Source organism: Streptomyces sp. NPDC001544 (genome assembly GCF_042894285.1).
GTDB lineage: Bacteria > Actinomycetota > Actinomycetes > Streptomycetales > Streptomycetaceae > Streptomyces.
The window spans coordinates 355,863-372,690 of record NZ_JBIAVN010000005.1 but is presented as its reverse complement, the minus strand read 5'-3'; the positions used below and the strand labels follow the sequence as shown (position 1 = coordinate 372,690).

The 16,828-nt window shown below is 73.8% G+C and carries 15 protein-coding genes; 5 read left to right on the top strand and 10 right to left on the bottom strand.

Annotation, left to right across the window (positions count from 1 at the left end):
* The first annotated feature begins 7 nt into the window (after positions 1-7).
* Positions 8-607 carry a TetR/AcrR family transcriptional regulator gene (locus tag ACFY0F_RS16800; RefSeq protein WP_388793848.1) on the top strand — a complete coding sequence of 200 codons (600 nt, stop codon included), beginning with the start codon at positions 8-10 and terminating at the stop codon, positions 605-607.
* 50 nt (positions 608-657) lie between these two features.
* Here ACFY0F_RS16800 and ACFY0F_RS16795 read toward each other — a convergent pair whose 3' ends face one another.
* The 4 genes from ACFY0F_RS16795 to ACFY0F_RS16780 all read right to left on the bottom strand — a co-directional run bounded on the left by ACFY0F_RS16795 (position 658) and on the right by ACFY0F_RS16780 (position 4,926).
* Positions 658-1,863 (bottom strand): lactonase family protein, encoded by a 1,206-nt coding sequence (locus ACFY0F_RS16795; protein ID WP_388793846.1) that lies wholly within the window; start codon positions 1,861-1,863, stop codon positions 658-660.
* A 113-nt stretch (positions 1,864-1,976) separates the two neighbouring features.
* Complete coding sequence (locus ACFY0F_RS16790) at positions 1,977-3,023, bottom strand: hypothetical protein (protein ID WP_388793844.1); 1,047 nt, start codon at positions 3,021-3,023, stop codon at positions 1,977-1,979.
* 36 nt (positions 3,024-3,059) lie between these two features.
* Positions 3,060-4,313, bottom strand: a complete 1,254-nt coding sequence (locus ACFY0F_RS16785; RefSeq protein WP_388793842.1) for an aromatic acid exporter family protein — start codon at positions 4,311-4,313, stop codon at positions 3,060-3,062.
* Positions 4,314-4,431: 118 nt separating this feature from the next.
* Positions 4,432-4,926: an FBP domain-containing protein gene (locus ACFY0F_RS16780; protein ID WP_388793840.1), complete on the bottom strand. Its 495-nt coding sequence runs from the start codon at positions 4,924-4,926 to the stop codon at positions 4,432-4,434.
* Positions 4,927-5,005: 79 nt separating this feature from the next.
* Here ACFY0F_RS16780 and ACFY0F_RS16775 point away from each other — a divergent pair, with 79 nt between their 5' ends.
* Complete coding sequence (locus tag ACFY0F_RS16775; protein WP_388793838.1) at positions 5,006-5,932, top strand: DUF3626 domain-containing protein; 927 nt, start codon at positions 5,006-5,008, stop codon at positions 5,930-5,932.
* On the opposite strand, the gene ACFY0F_RS16770 is transcribed toward ACFY0F_RS16775, so the two are convergent.
* Entirely contained in the window at positions 5,860-6,507 is a 648-nt protein-coding gene (locus ACFY0F_RS16770; RefSeq protein ID WP_388793836.1) for a PAS domain S-box protein, read from the bottom strand. The genes ACFY0F_RS16775 and ACFY0F_RS16770 overlap by 73 nt on opposite strands.
* A gap of 127 nt (positions 6,508-6,634) precedes the next feature.
* Between ACFY0F_RS16770 and ACFY0F_RS16765 the strand changes: the two genes are divergently transcribed.
* From ACFY0F_RS16765 to ACFY0F_RS16755, 3 genes are all read left to right on the top strand, one after another.
* Positions 6,635-7,774: a winged helix DNA-binding domain-containing protein gene (locus ACFY0F_RS16765; RefSeq protein ID WP_388793834.1), complete on the top strand. Its 1,140-nt coding sequence runs from the start codon at positions 6,635-6,637 to the stop codon at positions 7,772-7,774.
* Positions 7,775-7,903: 129 nt separating this feature from the next.
* A complete protein-coding gene (locus ACFY0F_RS16760) occupies positions 7,904-11,071 on the top strand; it encodes a bifunctional cytochrome P450/NADPH--P450 reductase (protein ID WP_388793833.1) in 3,168 nt (1,055 codons plus the stop codon).
* A 23-nt stretch (positions 11,072-11,094) separates the two neighbouring features.
* Positions 11,095-12,081: a phosphotransferase family protein gene (locus ACFY0F_RS16755; protein ID WP_388793831.1), complete on the top strand. Its 987-nt coding sequence runs from the start codon at positions 11,095-11,097 to the stop codon at positions 12,079-12,081.
* Positions 12,082-12,091: 10 nt separating this feature from the next.
* On the opposite strand, the gene ACFY0F_RS16750 is transcribed toward ACFY0F_RS16755, so the two are convergent.
* From ACFY0F_RS16750 to ACFY0F_RS16730, 5 genes are all read right to left on the bottom strand, one after another.
* On the bottom strand, positions 12,092-12,331 hold the full coding sequence (locus tag ACFY0F_RS16750; RefSeq protein ID WP_388793829.1) for a hypothetical protein: 240 nt from the start codon (positions 12,329-12,331) through the stop codon (positions 12,092-12,094).
* 63 nt (positions 12,332-12,394) lie between these two features.
* On the bottom strand, positions 12,395-13,426 hold the full coding sequence (locus ACFY0F_RS16745; RefSeq protein WP_388793827.1) for an SDR family oxidoreductase: 1,032 nt from the start codon (positions 13,424-13,426) through the stop codon (positions 12,395-12,397).
* A 304-nt stretch (positions 13,427-13,730) separates the two neighbouring features.
* Positions 13,731-14,942 (bottom strand): aromatic acid exporter family protein, encoded by a 1,212-nt coding sequence (locus ACFY0F_RS16740; RefSeq protein ID WP_388793825.1) that lies wholly within the window; start codon positions 14,940-14,942, stop codon positions 13,731-13,733.
* Between the two features lie 59 nt (positions 14,943-15,001).
* Positions 15,002-15,667 carry an HAD family hydrolase gene (locus ACFY0F_RS16735; RefSeq protein WP_388793824.1) on the bottom strand — a complete coding sequence of 222 codons (666 nt, stop codon included), beginning with the start codon at positions 15,665-15,667 and terminating at the stop codon, positions 15,002-15,004.
* A gap of 48 nt (positions 15,668-15,715) precedes the next feature.
* Positions 15,716-16,753 carry a PHP domain-containing protein gene (locus ACFY0F_RS16730; RefSeq protein WP_388793822.1) on the bottom strand — a complete coding sequence of 346 codons (1,038 nt, stop codon included), beginning with the start codon at positions 16,751-16,753 and terminating at the stop codon, positions 15,716-15,718.
* Positions 16,754-16,828: the final 75 nt, after the last annotated feature.

Here is a 16,828-nt window from a genome sequence, read left to right as displayed (position 1 = left end):
TGCGGGCATGGCCGCCGACCGGGGCACCCGTCGCAGACTCAGCACCGCCGAGCGCCGCGAGCAGCTGCTGTCGGTGGGCGCGCGGCTGTTCTCGGAGTCCCCCTACGACGACGTGCTGATCGAGCGGGTGGCCGAGATCGCCGGAGTCTCGCGCGGGCTGCTGTACCACTACTTCCCGACCAAGCGGGACTTCTTCGCTGCGGTCGTGGAGCGCGAGAGCGAGCGCATGCTGCGGATGACGGAGGCCGCGGCGGGGGTGCCGGTGCGCGAGCAGCTCACCGCCGCCCTCGACACCTACCTGGAGTACGTCGAGACCCACGCCCACGGCTTTCGCGCCTTCCACCGTGCCGACGCGGCGGGCGACCAGGACGTGCGCCGGGTCTACCGGCGGGCGCTGGCCGCGCAGGAGAGCCAGATCCTGGCCGGCCTCGCCGCCGATCCGGAGTTCGGCCCGGGCTTCGCGGAGCGCCCCGGGCTCCGCCTGGCGGTGCGCGGCTGGCTGGCCTTCACCACGGCGGTCTGCCTGGAGTGGCTGCGCGGCTCCGAGCTGTCCCGGGCCGAGGTGCGGGACCTGTGCGCCCGGGCACTGCTCGGCGTGATCACGTGAGGAACGGGGCGGCCGGGTACCGCCGCGGGCGCCCCGGCTTTCCGCGGACGCTACAGCGGCAGCGCGCAGACGGCGACCGGTGAGGAGAACGGCTCACCCGCGAGCCGCAGTTCCCCGGTGCCGGTGTCCACGTGGAAGACGCTCACCGTGCCCGAGCGCTGGTTCGCGGCGAACAGCAGCCCGCCGTCCGGCGAGAAGGCGATCTGCCGGGGGAAGTCCCCGCCGGCCGGCACGGTGTCGATGAGGCGCAGCCGGGCGCCGTCCGCCTCGACGGCGTACCGGGTGATGCTGTTGCCGCCGCGGTTGGCCAGGTAGGCGTACGCGCCGTTCGCGGTCACCAGGATCTGGGCCGGGTAGCTGGTGCCCGCGCCGGTGCCGGTGGACTGCGGGGCGCCGATGGTCAGACGGCCGGTGGCGGGCTCGTAGGCGCACACCGCGACCGTGTTGTCGACCTCGTCGGCCAGGTAGGCGTGCCGGCCGTCCGGATGGAAGGTGAGGTGGCGCGGGCCGGCGCCGGCCCGCGCGCGGGCCCGGGCGACCTCGGTGAGCGTGCCCTCCGCCGGGTCGAGGCGGTAGCTGTGGACGGTGTCGGTGCCCAGGTCGACGGCGAGCACATGGCCGCCGTCGGGGCTGGTGACGATCTGGTGGGCGTGCGGTCCCTGCCGGCCCGGGCCGGGAGCGGGGCTCGAGTGGGTGACCAGGTCGGTGCGTTCCCCGAGCGCGCCCGTCTTCTCGATCGGGTGCACGGCCACGCTGCCGGATCCGTAGTCGGCGCTGAGCAGCCAGCGCCCGGTGGGGTGTACGGAGAGGTGGCAGGGGGCCGCTCCGCCGGTGCTCCGGGTGCCCAGGACGTGCCGGTCGGCCGGCCGCACGGCGCTCACCCCGCCTTCCGTCCGCTCGTCGACCGCGTACAGGGTGCGGCCGTCCGGATGCATCGCGAGGTACGACGGATCGGCCACGCCGGTGAGGGTTCCCGCGCCGGTGATCCTGCCCGTCACCGGGTCGTACGAGGCCAGGCCGATGCCGGTGCCGCCGCCGTCGACGGAGGTGTACGTGCCCACGTACAGCGGACGGGGGGACTCGTCGGCGGCCCCGCGCTGCGGCCGTGCGGTGGCCACACGCTCCCGGGCCGTGGAAGGGGCCGCCCGGGGCGCGGCGGGGGCGGGAACCGCCACCACGGCGGCGGTTCCCGCCGCCGCCCCGACGAACCGGCGCCTGCTCCAGCCGCCGCGCGTCGCCCGTGCCCCACTGTCCATGCCCGCACCTCAGGTCGTCGCTGCCCCGGTCGTGACGGCCACCTTCGCGTGGACCGCGCCTGCGGTACAAGAACGGCACTCACTGGTGCGCATGCTGCAACGGGGCGCGGTGTCTACCACTCGCCGTCCTCGACCGGCAGGCCCGGTGCGTCCTTCAGCTGCGTCACCTGAGCGGGCGACGGCGCCTGCCAGGGCTCGTGGTCGTCACCGAGCCAGTCGCCGACCGGCTTGACGGACTCCAGGGCGTCCGCGGGGGCGAGGTCCTCGGCGTCCTGGTCGTAGTAGTCGTACCAGGGCAGCCCCGCCCTGGTGTACGCCGCCCGGTCCACCGGCGACGGCGGCGGCGCCTCGCCCGTGATGTGCCGCCACTGGGGCGGCGTGACCAGGTGCACGAACACCCGCCCCGACGGCTCTTCGGACCAGTGCGTGAGCGGCCGGTCGTCCCGGTAGACCTCCTGGCGCATCGAGCCGCCCACGCCGAGCCCCATGGCCGCGCTGCTTCGCGCCCCCGGCGCGGGGGCGGCGCCCGGGGCGGCCATGGCGGGAGCGCCCGGGGGACCGCCGTATCCCCGTGTCCGCTCCCCGGCTCGCCGGGCCCGCTCAAGGGCCCGCTGCTCCTCGCGCCACTCGGCAAGGAGGTCCTCCCGCAGCGGGAACGACCGCAGCTGCACGCCGCCCCACACCTCCTCGCCCGTGACCTGGCCCTCCACCGTCGCACCCAGCCCCAGCGGCACCGCGACGAACTGGCGGACCGTGCCCTTGCCCGAGTTGATGCCGTCCAGCCAGGGCTGGCGGGGCAGCGCGAGATAGTTCTGCGGGTCCCTGGAGAGCCGGTCGCCGAACGGCTTGCCGGACACGGCGCACACCTTGCCCACCCCGACCTGCAGAGCGGCCGGTTCCGTGGTGCCCGCGAAGCTCAGCCACATCGCCTCACGCAGGTACACCGGCAGCATCACACCGCCGCGCGCCCGCCACTCCTCGGGCACGGTGTCCGCATTGTTGGCGGGATCGGCGATCCGCCGGACGGGGAACTCACCCAGCCCCGGCGGCAGCGGATGCGTGCCCGACTCCGGCAGCCGCAGGGTGCGTACGAACCGCACCGCCACTCCGCCCGGCAGGCGAAGCGTGTTCCCGTCGATCCGTACGGCCGTGCCGGTCATCCGCACGCCCCCTTCCGCGTCAGCCGCATGCTCTCCTCACGGGTAACGCCTGCCGGCCCCCAGGCGGTTCCGGTGCAGCTGCTCGTACACCCCGATGCGTTCCCGCAACCGGGTCAGCCACGGCATCCGGGCGCGCTGCTCACGGGAGACGCGGTCCAGCTCCTCCAGCAGGCGCCGCGAGCGGTGCTCGGTGTCGAGCTCGTCGATGATCCGGTTGACCTCGGTCAGCACGGCGCCGAGCAGCTGCCAGGTCCGGGTGTCGCGCTCGGCCTCCGCCCTGAGCGCCACGGCCACCTTGTCCCGGGTGGCGGCGGCCGTGTGCAGCTCGGCGGTGAGCCGGGCCTCCGCCGACTCGGCGTTGCGGCTGAGGTCGGTGGTCACCAGCACGGCGAAGCTCACCACGGCGTCGGCGATCTCGGACAGCAGCTGCTGCACCGCGGCGCCCGTCTCCGGCGAGAACAGCGGCTCGGGATCACGGGCCTTGGCCAGGTCGGTGAAGGAGCGGGCCAGTACGCGCAGCACGACCGTGCAGATCTCCAGCGTGTCCAGTCCCGTGCGCAGCACCACCCGGTGCAGCAGTCCCTCGCGCACCCGCGGATTGAGCCGCAGGCTGTCCTCGGCCTGCCGCAGCTCCGCGTCGACCTCGACGATGTCGTGGTCGAGCCGCCGTGCCTCGTACAGCCGTGCGGTGGCCTCCTCCACCGGAGTCTCCTGCGCGGCCTCCTCACCCATCCGCAGCATCAGCCGCCGCACCCGTCGCGCCAGCCCCTCGATGGACTCCCCGGCCTTGTCCACCCACACCGGGGGAGCGAGCAGGAGATTGCAGGCCATGCCGACGCCGGCCCCGATCAGCGTCTCCACGATACGGGCCCAGGCGGTGTACCCGATGGTGGTGACGCCCAGCACCAGCATGGCGCTGATCGCCACCTCGGCCACGTACTCGTTGACCCGCACCACGTGCCCCACGGCCAGCGCCGCCACGATCAGCAGCGCCAGGCTCCACCAGGTCAGGCCCACCAGCAGGCTGAAGGCGATGGCGACCAGGACACCCGCGACCACGGCGTTCACCCGGCGGATGCCGTTCTGCAGCGTGGCGTAGAAGGTCACCTGGACGACCAGCAGGGCGGTCAGGGGCGCGGTCAGCGGTGCCGGTTCCGGGCTCAGCCGCAGCGCGATGACATAGGCGATCGAGGCCGCGACGGCCGACCGCAGGGCTTGGACGACCACCGGGTCGCGCCTGAGCCCCAGGAAACGCGACAGAGGCGCCGTCCACTCACGTACAACTTGCATCGCTTGCACCCGTTCCCGTTCAGTGACTCATCGAACACATTCGATGGGCCGGGTGGCAAGCAGCCACCTCGAACCTCACCGGTCGGGGTCCGGGGATCGGGCCGGGGCAGACCTGGCCTCAGGCGTACAGCTTGTCCAGGAAGGCGGACAGGTGGCCGGTCGTACGGGCTATCTGCTCCTCCAGTGTCAGGCTCTCCTCGAAGCGCGCCCCGGAGTCTGGGACCTTCTTCCCGCGCAGGTACAGGGAGCAGGCCAGGTCGGTGCACATGTACAGACCGACCGAGTTGCCCTCGCGGCCCGCCGGGCCCGCCTTGCGCGCCGCCATCAGGGACACGCCGCCCCCGCGATGGGTGGTCAGGCACAGGGAGCACATGCTGCGGTGCAGGAACCCGCGCTGCGAGGACGGGAAGCGCAGCGCCACGCCGACGGGCCGGCCGTCCCGCTCGGTGACGAGGTAGCTGCGGTCGGGCGCGCCGGGATCCCGCCAGCCGAGGAAGTCCAGGTCGTCCCAGGGCCTTTGCCCGAGGTCGCGGGGGAGCGTCAGCCGCTTGGCGTCACCCTTCGAGCAGTTGATGAAGGAGCTGCGGATGTCCTGCTCGGTGAGGGGTTTCATGGGTGGGTCCTTCTGAGAGGATGAAACCTAGGGGGACTAGGTTTTTGCCTAGCGTAGACGTCATCATGAGGGGGAGCCAATGGATTTCCGAAGCACGGGATCGGCGTGGGCCCGGGCGGCGCTGCGCCATGTCGCGGCACTCTCCTCCGGTCCCCCCGTCGACCCGGACCTGCGCATCACCCTGAACTTCCACCCCGACCGGCTCTCCGGCGGCCTGCCCCTGCTGCGGGCGCTGGCCAGGGACGGCGCGTACCACTCGCAGTTCGTCACCGGCACCAGCAACGGCGGACTCACCGCACACTCCGGTGGCGACCGCTGGCGCTGGGAGAGCCGCATGTTCGGCGGCGCCTACGACGACGCGCCCGCACGGGAGCGGCCCGTCTACGGCGCACTGGACTTCCGCCGCCAAGCGGTCGGCGCGGCACCGCGGTTCGGCTCCTCCCACTTCCGCCTGACATCCGCGGTCCTGGCCCGCGCGACCTTCTGCTACCCCGACAGCGCGGCCGAGCCGGCCGACTTCGGCGTGGCGGCCGGGATGTCACTGATCGCCCTGGCCGAGGCGGACGAGCAGGACGCGCTCAACGACTACATCGAGGCACATGTGCACGCAGGAGTGCTGCTCGACCGGGACGTGGAGGCGCTCGTCCTGGACGCGAGCTACCGCGGCACGCCCGTCGAGGCCGCGGCCCGGCTGCTGCCCTGCCCGCTGGAATGGCACCCCGGCTACCGGCTGACCGTGCCGGAGCTGCGCCGCCGCGCCGACTACCGGGGCCCGGAGTACGCCGCACTGGGCGCCGCCATCGCAGAGGACGGCCTGCTCACCCCGAGGATCATCGGCGACGCGGCCCGCACCGGCCGGCACGAGCTGCAGGACCTGAAGATGGTGTGGCACACCCTCGCCCGTTTCGGCGCCCCCGAAGGCGCGGGCACGGCCTACTCCGCCTCCGCCTCCGCGGCCGTCGGAGCCGGTGGCCAGACACCGGCCGCGAGCACCCCCGAGGCGTAGGCCCGGGCGACCAGTTCCGTACGGTTGGCGGCCCCCCAGCGGGCCGACAGCCGGCGCAGGTGATAGGTCACCCCGTCCGAGGTGAGCCCCAGCTCGCGCGCGGCCCGCGCCGTGGTGGCACCCCCGGCGAGCAGCGCGAGCACCCGTCCCTCCACCGGCGTGACCCGCGCGGGCTCCTCCGCGTGCCGCTCACGCTCATCGAGCACCCGCAGCATCACCAGCAGCGCGGGCATCTCCTCGACGGAGTCGCTCACCGGATCCGCCGTCAGCTCTCCGTACCGCTCGGCACCGCCGGGCGCCCGCCAGCGCACCGACACCTGGTACCGCGACCGGTGCCGCAGCCGCAGCGCCTCGGCGATCCGCTCCACCTGCGTCGCCTCCTGGGGCCGGAACAACTCCAGCACGTCCCGTCCGCGCAGCCGCCCCGGCGTCGTACCGCACTCGGCGGCCATCGCCGGGTTGGCCAGCACCACCACCCCGTACACGTCGCACACGGCGACCGGCACCGCGATCCGGTCGAACAGCGTCAGCGCACGGTTGCGCCAGACCACGGCCTCGATCCGGCCCGCCTCCAACCCGCACCTCCCACCGCCTCGCGCCAGTGTCGCTTCGTGTCGACCCAGGAGATCCATCCAAGACGGGCACTCGGGTCAGGGGCAAACCGGTGGCCCTGCCGGGAGGCGCACGGCACAATCGCGGATCGTGGAGATCACCGCGCGCGAACTGAACCGGGCCACGCTCGCCCGCCAACTCCTCCTGCGGCGTGAGCCGTCGGACGTCACCGCGGCCGTGCGCCGGGTGCTCGCGCTGCAGGCGCAGTCCCCCGTCTCGCCGTACGTGGCGCTGTGGAACCGCGTCGACGGATTCGACCCGGGCGACCTGGACACGGCCTTCACCGACCGCACTCTGGTCAAGGCGACGCTGATGCGGATCACCCTGCACGCCGTCCACGCCGACGACCACCGGGTGTTCCGGGAGGCGATGCAGCAGACGCTGTACGCGTCCCGGCTCGGCTACCGCTTCGCCGCCGCGGGACTGACTCCCGGAGACGCGCACGACCTCCTGCCCGACTTGCTCGCCTTCGCGGAACAGCCGCGCAGTGCCGACGAGTTGCGGGCCTGGCTGGCGGCGCGGCTCGGAGCCGAGAAGACGGCCGGGGCGTGGTGGGGGCTGAAGGCGTACGCGACGCTGCTGCACGTCGCGACCGGCGGCCCCTGGTCGTTCGGCGCCCGGGCGTCGTTCGTCGCCGCGCCGACCGGCCCGCCGCCCACCGGCCGCGAGGCGGTGCCTCAGGCGTTGCAGGCGCTCGTCCTGCGCTACCTGGCCGCGTTCGGACCGGCTTCCGTCGCGGACATCGCGCAGTTCGGCATGGTGCCCCGGGCCCCGGTCCGGCAGGCGCTGCGCGTACTCGGCGACGCCGTCGAGGAGTTGAAAGGGGCGGACGGCACCGTCCTGTTCGACGTTCCCGGTGCTCCACGACCGCCCGCGGACACACCGGCGCCGCCCCGGCTGCTCGGGATGTGGGACAGCGTCCTCCTCGCCCACGCCGACCGCACCCGGGTGATCCCCGAGGAACTGCGCCGGGTGGTGATCCGGGTCAACGGCGATGTACTGCCCACACTGCTGGTCGACGGCCGGGTCGCCGGTGTGTGGCGTCCGGTCGAGGGCGGTGTGGAGGCGACGGCCTTCGGTGAACTGGCGCCCGGCGTCTGGGACGGACTGGCCGAGGAGGCCCGTTCGCTGACCGCCCTGCTGGCCCGCCGTGAGCCCAGGGCCTACAGCCGCTACGAGCACTGGTGGCGAAGGCTCCCCGACGGCCAGGTACGCCTACTCCCCGGCTGACGGCCCGCGCAAGTCCTTCCGGGGACTTTTCCCTGCATGATCGTGTAGTGCCGTGGTACGGCCGGGGGCCGCGGTTCGAGCACGCTGGTGCGCAGTACCACCCGTACCGCGAAAGGCACTTGTCGCGTCATGCCCCCCACCTCGCCGCACCCCCACCCCGCAGACGTCCTCCCCGTCGTCGACATCACCGCCACCGGTCCCGGCCGCACACCGATCCAGCAGGTCATGCGGCTCATGCGGGAGCGCGGACCGGCACTGGTGCGGCGGCTGCACGGCCGGGACGTCGTGTTCGTCGCCGACGCCGACCTGGTGGCCGACCTCGCCGACGAGGAGCGGTTCGCCAAGCACGTCGGCCCCGCCCTGGAGAACGTACGGGAGTTCACCGCCGACGGACTGTTCACCGCCTACAACGACGAGCCCAACTGGGCCCGCGCGCACGACATCCTCATGCCCGCCTTCGCGCTCGGCTCGATGCGCACCTACCATCCGGTCATGCTGAAGGTGGCCCGGCGGCTCATCGCCGCCTGGGACCGGGCGGCCCGGGACGGGAAGGCGGTCGACGTCCCCGACGACATGACCCGCATGACCCTCGACACCATCGGCCTCGCCGGATTCGGCTACGACTTCGGCTCCTTCGAACGCCCCGAACCGCACCCCTTCGTCGAGTCGATGGTCCGCTGCCTGGAGTGGAGCATGACCCGCCTCGCCCGCACCCCGGGCGGGGACTACTCGGCGGCCGACGCGGCCTTCCGGACCGACGCCGACTACCTCGCCCGGGTCGTCGACGACGTCATCGCCTCCCGGGCCGGCACCGACCAGAGCGCCGCCGACGACCTCCTCGGGCTGATGCTCACCGCCGAACACCCCGCCGACGGCGGCAGGCTGGACACCGCCAACATCCGCAACCAGGTCATCACCTTCCTGATCGCGGGACACGAGACGACCTCCGGCGCGATGTCGTTCGCCCTGTACTACCTGGCCAAGCACCCCACCGCGCTCCGCCTCGTCCAGCGCGAGGCCGACGCCATGTGGGGCGACGACGCCGACCCCGAGCCGACGTACGACGAGGTCGGCAGGCTCACCTACACCCGCCAGGTGCTCAATGAGGCGCTGCGGCTGTGGCCGACGGCCGCCGCCTTCAGCCGGCACGCCCTCGAGGACACGCTGCTCGGCGGCCGGGTCCCGCTGCGCGCCGGAGAGGCCGTCACCGTGCTCGCCCCGATGCTGCACCGGCAGCCCGTCTGGGGAGACAACCCCGAGCTGTTCGACCCCGACCGGTTCACCGCCGAGGCCGAGGCGGCCCGGCCCGTGCACGCCTACAAGCCGTTCGGCACCGGTGAACGCGCCTGCATCGGACGGCAGTTCGCCTTGCACGAGGCGACGATGCTGCTGGCGATGCTCGTCCACCGCTACCGGCTGCACGACCACGCCGACTACGCGCTCACCGTCAAGGAGACCCTCACTCTCAAGCCCGAGGGCTTCACCCTGACCCTGACCCCGCGCACCCCCGCCGACCGCGAGCACACCCCGCTGCCGGGCGCCGCCCCGGCCCGGGCCCCCGAGGCCACCGACACGTCCGCCCTCCCGGCCCGCGTCCGTCCCGGCACCGGCGCCCTCTTCCTGCACGGCAGCAACTACGGCACCTGCCGGGACTTCGCCGGCCGGCTCGCCGACGAGGCCGCCGCCCTCGGCTGCGAGACCGAGACCGCGTCCCTGGACGCCTACGCCGGCGGCCTGCCCACCGACCGCCCGGTCGTCATCACCGCCGCCTCCTACAACGGCCGCCCCACCGACGACGCGATGGCCTTCGCCGCCTGGCTGGACGAGACCCCGGACCTGACCGGGGTGACGTACGCCGTCCTCGGTGTCGGCGACCGCAACTGGGCCGCCACCTACCAGCAGGTCCCGACCCGCGTCGACGCCCGCCTTGCCGAACTCGGCGCCACCCGGCTCACCGACCGCGCCGCCGCCGACGCCTCCGGCGACCTGACCGGCGCGGTCCGCGACTTCACCGCGCGGCTGCGCGCCACCCTCCTGGAGCGGTACGGCGACCCCGACGCCACCGCCTCGTCTCAGGCCGAACCCACCACGGCGTACGAGGTCCGCACCCTGACCGGCGGCCCCCTGGACGCGCTCGCCGAGCGGCACGGGCTCGTCCCCATGACGGTCACCGAGACCCGTGACCTCACCGCCCCCGGGTACGCCCGCACCAAGCGCTTCCTGCGCGTCGCCCTGCCCGAGGGCGTCACCTACCGCACGGCCGACCACCTCACCGTCCTGCCCGCCAACGACCCCGGCCTCGTGGCGCGCGCCGCCGCGGCACTGGGCGCCGACCTCGACACCGTCCTGGACATCCGGGCCACCCGACCGCGCCGCGACGGCCTCCCGGTGGACCGGCCGCTGACCGTACGCCAACTGCTCACGCACCACGTGGAGCTGCAGGAGCGTCCGACCCCGGCGCAGCTGTCCGCGCTCGCCGCGGCCAACCCCTGCCCGCCCGAGCGGGCCGCGCTCGCCGCCCTGAGCGGCGACCCGCGCACCCTCGTCGAGGTGATCGAGGACCACCCGGCCCTGCGCGGAGCCCTGGACTGGGGCCGGCTCCTCGACGTGCTCACGCCGTTGCGCCCCCGGCACTACTCCATCTCCTCCTCGCCCGCCGTCGACCCCGGCCACGCCGAGCTGATGGTCTCCCTCCTCCAGGCGCCCGCGCGCTCCGGCAAGGGCGTCTACCGGGGCACCGGATCGGGCCACCTCGCCGCGCTGCGGCCCGGCGACACGGTGCTCGCCCGCGTCCAGCCCTGCCGGGAGGCGTTCCGGATCGACGACAGCACGCCGGTCGTCATGATCGCGGCGGGCACCGGTCTGGCCCCGTTCCGGGGCGCCATCGCCGACCGCACCGCCGCCCTCACCTCCGGCGCCGAACTCCCACCCGCCGTCTGCTACTTCGGCTGCGACGCCCCCGACGCCGACTTCCTTCACGCGGACGAGCTGCGCGCCGCCGAGACCGCCGGGGCCGTCTCGCTGCGCCCGGCCTTCAGCGCGGCGCCCGAGGACGGGATGATGTTCGTCCAGCACCGCATCGCCGCCGAGGCCGACGAGGTGTGGCGGCTGCTGGACGCCGGGGCCCGGGTGTACGTCTGCGGCGACGGCGCGCGCATGGCACCAGGGGTGCGTGAGGCGTTCCGTACCCTGTACCGGGACCGCACGCCCGGCGCCGACGCGGCGGCGGCCGAGCAGTGGCTCGACAGGCTGATGGAGCACGGCCGTTACATCGAGGACGTGTACGCGGCCGGCTGACCCGAGGGAAGGCTGGGCGCACGGTGGCGGACTCCTGGGAAAGGGCCCGACGCGTTCTGGAGGGCTGCCGGATACCGCCCGGCCTGCTGGCCGACGTGCGCCCGCTGAGCGGCGGCACCTACAACACCGTGGAGGAGCTCCGGCTCACCGACGGCAGGCGGTACGTGCTGAAGGTCCCGCCCACCGCCCCCGGTCTGCGCCACGAGGCGCGGCTGCTGGTCGCCGAGGCGGAGTTCTGCCGGGTCGCCGCCGAGGCCGGGGTTCCGGCGCCGCGCGTGGTGGCCGTCGCCGACGCCCCGGACGCAGGGCATCTGCTGATGAGCCTCTGCCCGGGCGAACCCTGGGACACCTCGGTGACCGAGACCGAACACGTCCAGCTGCGCACGGAGCTGGGCCGCCAGGTCGCCCGGCTGCACCGGCTGCGCGGGCCGGGCTTCGGCTATCCGTCCGGCGCCCTCGGACCGCTCGCCCGGGACTGGCGGACCGCGTTCACCGCGATGTTCGAGGCGATCCTCGACGACGCCCGTGACTACGCGGCCCGCCTGCCCCGCCCGGTCGACGCGGTGGCCCGCACCGCGCGCGCCGCGTATCCCGCGCTGGAGGAGGTCGTCGTCCCGCGCCCCGTCCACTTCGACCTGTGGCCGGGCAACATCCTGCTGGACCGTTCGGCCGGCGGCGTCCGCATCGGCGGCCTCATCGACGGCGAGCGGATGTTCTGGGGCGACCCCGTGGCCGACTTCGTCTCCCTCGCCCTGCTCGGCGACATCAGCCGGGACGAGGCGTTCCTCGCGGGCTACCGCGAGGCCGGGGGAGTGGCCGTGCCGGACGGCCCGTCCCGGCTCCGGCTCGCCCTCTACCGTGCCTACCTCTACCTGATCATGCTCACCGAAACGGTCCCGCGGGCGGTGGGGGAGGACAAGGAGCGCTGGGTCCAGGAGACGGTGGCCCCCCAGCTCGTCGCCGCCCTCGACGAGATCGAGGAGGCGGCACCGCCCTCCCGGGCCCGCTGACCCCTCCCGCTCAGGCCGACGGCTCGTCCGGCACGGGGTTGTCCGTCTGCTCCGGTGCCGGGCGCGGCGCGTCCTGCCGCCCCGTCCCGGCCTCGTCGGTGTCGGGAAGGTCCTTCCCGGCGCTGTCGTCGCGCCCCTGGCCCGCGGCCGCTTCCCACGGGTCCTCACCGGGTTGTGCCTGCTGGTCCGGAAGGTCCCGCGGGATGGGTGCGGTGCCCTCCCCGGGGCCGTGCCGGCGGTTGTCGGCCACTGCGTTCTCCCCTCGGGTTGTTGTCGGACGTAGGTGAGTACCAGCCCTGTGACCAGCGAAACCTCAACCCACCTTGCGGCCCCGCAGGGGTTCGGTGTCCGCCCCCGCGCCCTGCTGCAGCCCGCCCAGGAACTCCTGCAGCACGTCCGTCGCGGTGTGTTCCGGCCGCCAGCCGAGTTCGGCGTGCGCGCGCGTGCAGTCCATCAGGGGCAGCCGCAGCACCGCGTCGAACAGATGCGGGGAGGCGGGCAGCAGGTGCAGCCCCCAGGCGGCGGCCACCGCGGACCTGGCCGCCGTACGGGGCAGTCGTACCGGACGGGTGCCGAGCATCCCGCCCAGCAGATCCGCGTCGACCGGCGGATCGGCCGCCAGGTTGAAGGCGCCGCGCGCGTCCGGCGAACGCAGCGCCGACTGGTACGCCCTCGCCGCGTCGTCGGTGTGCAGCGCCTGTACGCGCAGTCCGGGCACGTCCGGGAGGAACGGCAGCAGTTCGGGGCGGGCCAGCGGGCCCGGCAGGAAGCGGCCACCGAAGATCCGGCGCTGCTCGCTCGCCGACTGGCGCTTGAAGAGGAAGGCCGGCCGCATGCGCACCACCCGCACGTCGGGATGGTCGCGCTCGAAGATGTCCAGCGTCCGCTCCAAATACGCCTTCTCGCGGCAGTACGCGGCGTCCGGCCAGCCGTGGGTCGGCCACGACTCGTCCACCGCCTGGTCCTTGGGGCCCGGTGAGTAGGCGCCGACCGACGAGGCGTGCACCAGCACCGGCACCCGCGCCGCGGCCACCGCCTCGAACACCCTGATGCTGCCGAGCACGTTGGTCCGCCAGGTCTTCGCCGGGTCGTGCGTCGGCTGGAACGCCCACGCCAGGTGGACCACGGCGTCGGCCCCCGCGAACCGCTCGGCGAGATCGGCCTGTTCCGATCCCACGTCGACGCGGGACCACTCGGTCTTCGGGGGCATCCACTCGGGCGTCCGGCGGGCAAGCCCCCGCACCCACTCGACCTCCGGATCCTCCGCGAGCAGGCGCACCACGCTCGTTCCCACGTTGCCGGTGGCGCCCGTCACCACGACCCTGCTACCCGTTGCGCTGCTCACCCTCGGCTCCTCTCGGCGGCTGACGGCCGGACCGCCCGAGTACCCGGCTCGCCCGGCGCGCACGCGCGGAGCGGACATGGGAAAGCCCCGACCGGACGGGGGAAGACCGGTCGGGGCAGCAAGGTGGTGGGCGCGGATGGCGGTCGCCTCTCGGCGAAAGGCTCCACAGGGCTTCAGCCGAACGATCGTCCCTGTGGGCAAAAGGTGAGGCCCGGGGACACTGTCCCATCCGCACCCACGGTGGGTTCAACGGACGACCACCGGTGATTGTTCCGATGTGTGCCGTCCTGTGTGGTGATGTACGTCACTGTCCGGAGTCGTCGGGGGAGCGGGGAGCGGTCTCCGCCCACAGGTTCTCGGCCTGCAGCAGCATCGTGCCGAGGACCGCCGCCCGCGGCGCCTCCCACCCCTCGTGCTCACGCAGACCCTCCTGCAGTTGCCGGCGCAGCTCCAGCCGCGTCTCCTCGGCGCGGTCGTCGTCGTCCTGCCCGTCGCCGGGGTCCCCGCCGCAGCGGGCGTCGTCGTCCCCGCCGGGCGGCCCGCCCAGCAGACGGTCGCTCTCCTTGTGGCACGACCGGGCGATCAGTTCCAGCAGTTCCGCGTACGGCTTCAGCAGCGCCGGGTCCGGAGGCGTGGCCGTGCGGCCGTCGTCGGTGGAGACCGCGAGCGTCCGGGTCAGGGCGCGGACGTGACCGGTGACCCGGCTCCAGCGCTCGTCCTCGTCCTCCGGCGGCACGTCCGAGGGGGCCCGGCGGAAGGCGCGCAGCACCCGGTTGGTCAGCCGCAGGCTCTCCCGGCTCCAGCCGCGGGCCGAGCGCAGCGACTCCAGGCAGCGTTCGATCTGGGAGGCGGAGTGCGACCAGTCGGCCGCGGTGTCGGCGTCCCAGTCCCCGCGCCGGAGACCTTCGGCGATGGTGCACAGCACATCACCCACCTCCCGGGCCAGCGTCGCGAGGTTCTCCCGCACGTCCCGCAGATGGATCGGCGGCACCACGAACGCGTTGACCGCCACCCCGATCACCGCGCCCAGCGCGGACTCGCCCACCCGGTGCCCGGCCGAGGCCGCCGTGACGCTGCCGGAGGCCAGGACGAACACCGCCGTGGTCGCCCCGTAGATGCCCTGGTTGCCGAAACGCGACCAGTTCGCCAGCAGCATCAGCACCGGCAGGGAGATGGCGAGCGCACCCAGCGTGTTCCCGGCGACCACCTGCGCCGCCGTGCCGAGCAGTGTGCCGATGCAGATCGCCGCGAGCTGCTGCGCCGCCTGCCGCAGCGAGCTGTACACCGTGGCCTGCACCATGAGCAGCGCGACCCAGGGTGCCATCATGGCCATCGGGTCGCTCAGCCAGTCGTTCGCCACGTACCAGGCCAGCAGCGCGGCCCCGGCGGCCTTGAGCGACTGCACCACCAGGTCCCGCTCCCGGCCCGGCCCCCGCCAGGCGGCCCGGATGGACCGGCCGACGCCCGACGCGCCCCGGGACAGTGCCTGTCGTGGTATCCATGTCACGCTCGTCATGTTCCGCGGGTATCCCAAGATCGCGTTTTCTCAAGTGGCTGAAGTTCACGAATCCCAGGTCATGGGGCCAGCGGGCTGTCACCGAGGGACGAAAGCAGGTGCGCGGGGTCGTCGTAGACCGCCTCCGCGCCGGCTTCCACCAGATCGCCGCGCGGAATGCCGCCGCACAGGACGCCCACGCAGCGCACCCCGGCCCGGCTGCCCGCCTGCATGTCCCACACGGTGTCGCCGACGAACACCGCCCGTTCGGCGGGGATCCCGGCCAGCTCCAGGGCGTGCTCGACCGGCTCCGGGGCGGGCTTGCCCTGCTCCACGTCGTCGGCGCTCGCGGTGGCGGTGATGGCGTCGTCCGCGTCGATCGCCCGGCGCAGCGCGCCCAGCTCGGCGCCGCTCGCCGAGGTGGCCAGGACCACCGTCCAGCCGTCCCGGTGCAGACGCCTGAGCAGGTCCCCGGCGTCCCGGAGCGCGGGCAGGCGGTCGAAGTACTGTCCGTACAGCGCCTTGTGGGCGGCGCTGAGTTCAGCGTCCTGGTCCTTGTCGCGGTCGTCGCCGAGCAGCCGGCCGATCAGGTCGGCGGAGCTGAGTCCGACGGCCCGGTGGACGGCGTGCATGGGCACCCGGTGGCCCGCCTGCCGGAAGGCCTCCCACCAGGTGACGACATGCAGGTGGTTGGTGTCGACGAGCGTTCCGTCGACGTCGAACACGGCGGCACGGGCTCGGTCCATCCGGGAGGCCTTTCTCTTCGCTCGCTCTGGTGTGGCACGGGTACCACGTCAGACGCCCGTCACGCCGGACGGCGTACGCCGTTCCCTCGTCCAGGCCAGCAGCTCGTCCATGGACCAGGTGGTCACCACCCGCTCGGGCGGCACCCCGCACTCCTCCGCCCGCGCGCAACCGTGGATCTGCCAGTCCAGCTGGCCGGGCGCGTGCGCGTCGGTGTCGACGGAGAACAGCACACCCGCCTCGACGGCCTGCCGCAGCAGCCGCCGCGGCGGGTCCAGCCGCTCCGGACGGGAATTGATCTCCAGGGCGGTGCCGGTCTCGGCGCAGGCGGCGAACACCTCCTCCGCGTCGAACTCCGACTCCGGCCGTCCCCGCCCGCTCACCAGCCGGCCGGTGCAGTGACCGAGGATGTCGGAGCGGGGGTCGCGGACGGCGGCCACCATGCGGCGGGTCATCGACCGGGCGTCCATGCGCAGCTTGGAGTGCACCGACACCACCACCACGTCGAGCCGGTCGAGCAGCTCCGGCTCCTGGTCGAGCGAGCCGTCCTCGAGGATGTCGCACTCGATGCCGGTCAGCAGCCGGAACGGGGCCCATGTCTCGTTCAGCTCCGCCACCACCCGCAGCTGCCGGCGCAGCCGCTCGGGTGACAGGCCGCGCGCGACCGTCAGCCGGGGCGAGTGGTCGGTGAGGACCGCCCACTCGTGGCCGAGCCCGGCCGCCGTGCGGCCCATCTCGTCGATCGGGCTGCCGCCGTCGGACCAGTCGGAGTGCAGATGGCAGTCGCCGCGCAAGCGTGCCCGGAGCCGCTCGCCGCCGTGCGCGAGCGGACCGCCCGTCTCGCCCTGTAGCCGCTGCAGATAGCTCGGCACCTGCCCGGTCAGTGCCTCGCGCACGACCTGCGCGGTCTTCGGGCCGACGCCCTTGAGGGACTCCAGGGTGCCCGCGGACGCCCGCTGCGCGACCTCCTGCGCGGGCAGCGCGGCGAGCACCCGGGCGGCCGTGCGGAAGGCGCGTACCCGGTAGGTCGGCGCCATCGACCGCTCCAGCAGGAAGGCGATCCGCTCCAGTGCCTCTACGGGGTCCATGCCACCTCCGATCGCCCCGGTCACAGCACCGGGGTGCCCCTTCAGGGTTCCCCGGCGGCGCGGCCGTCGCACGAC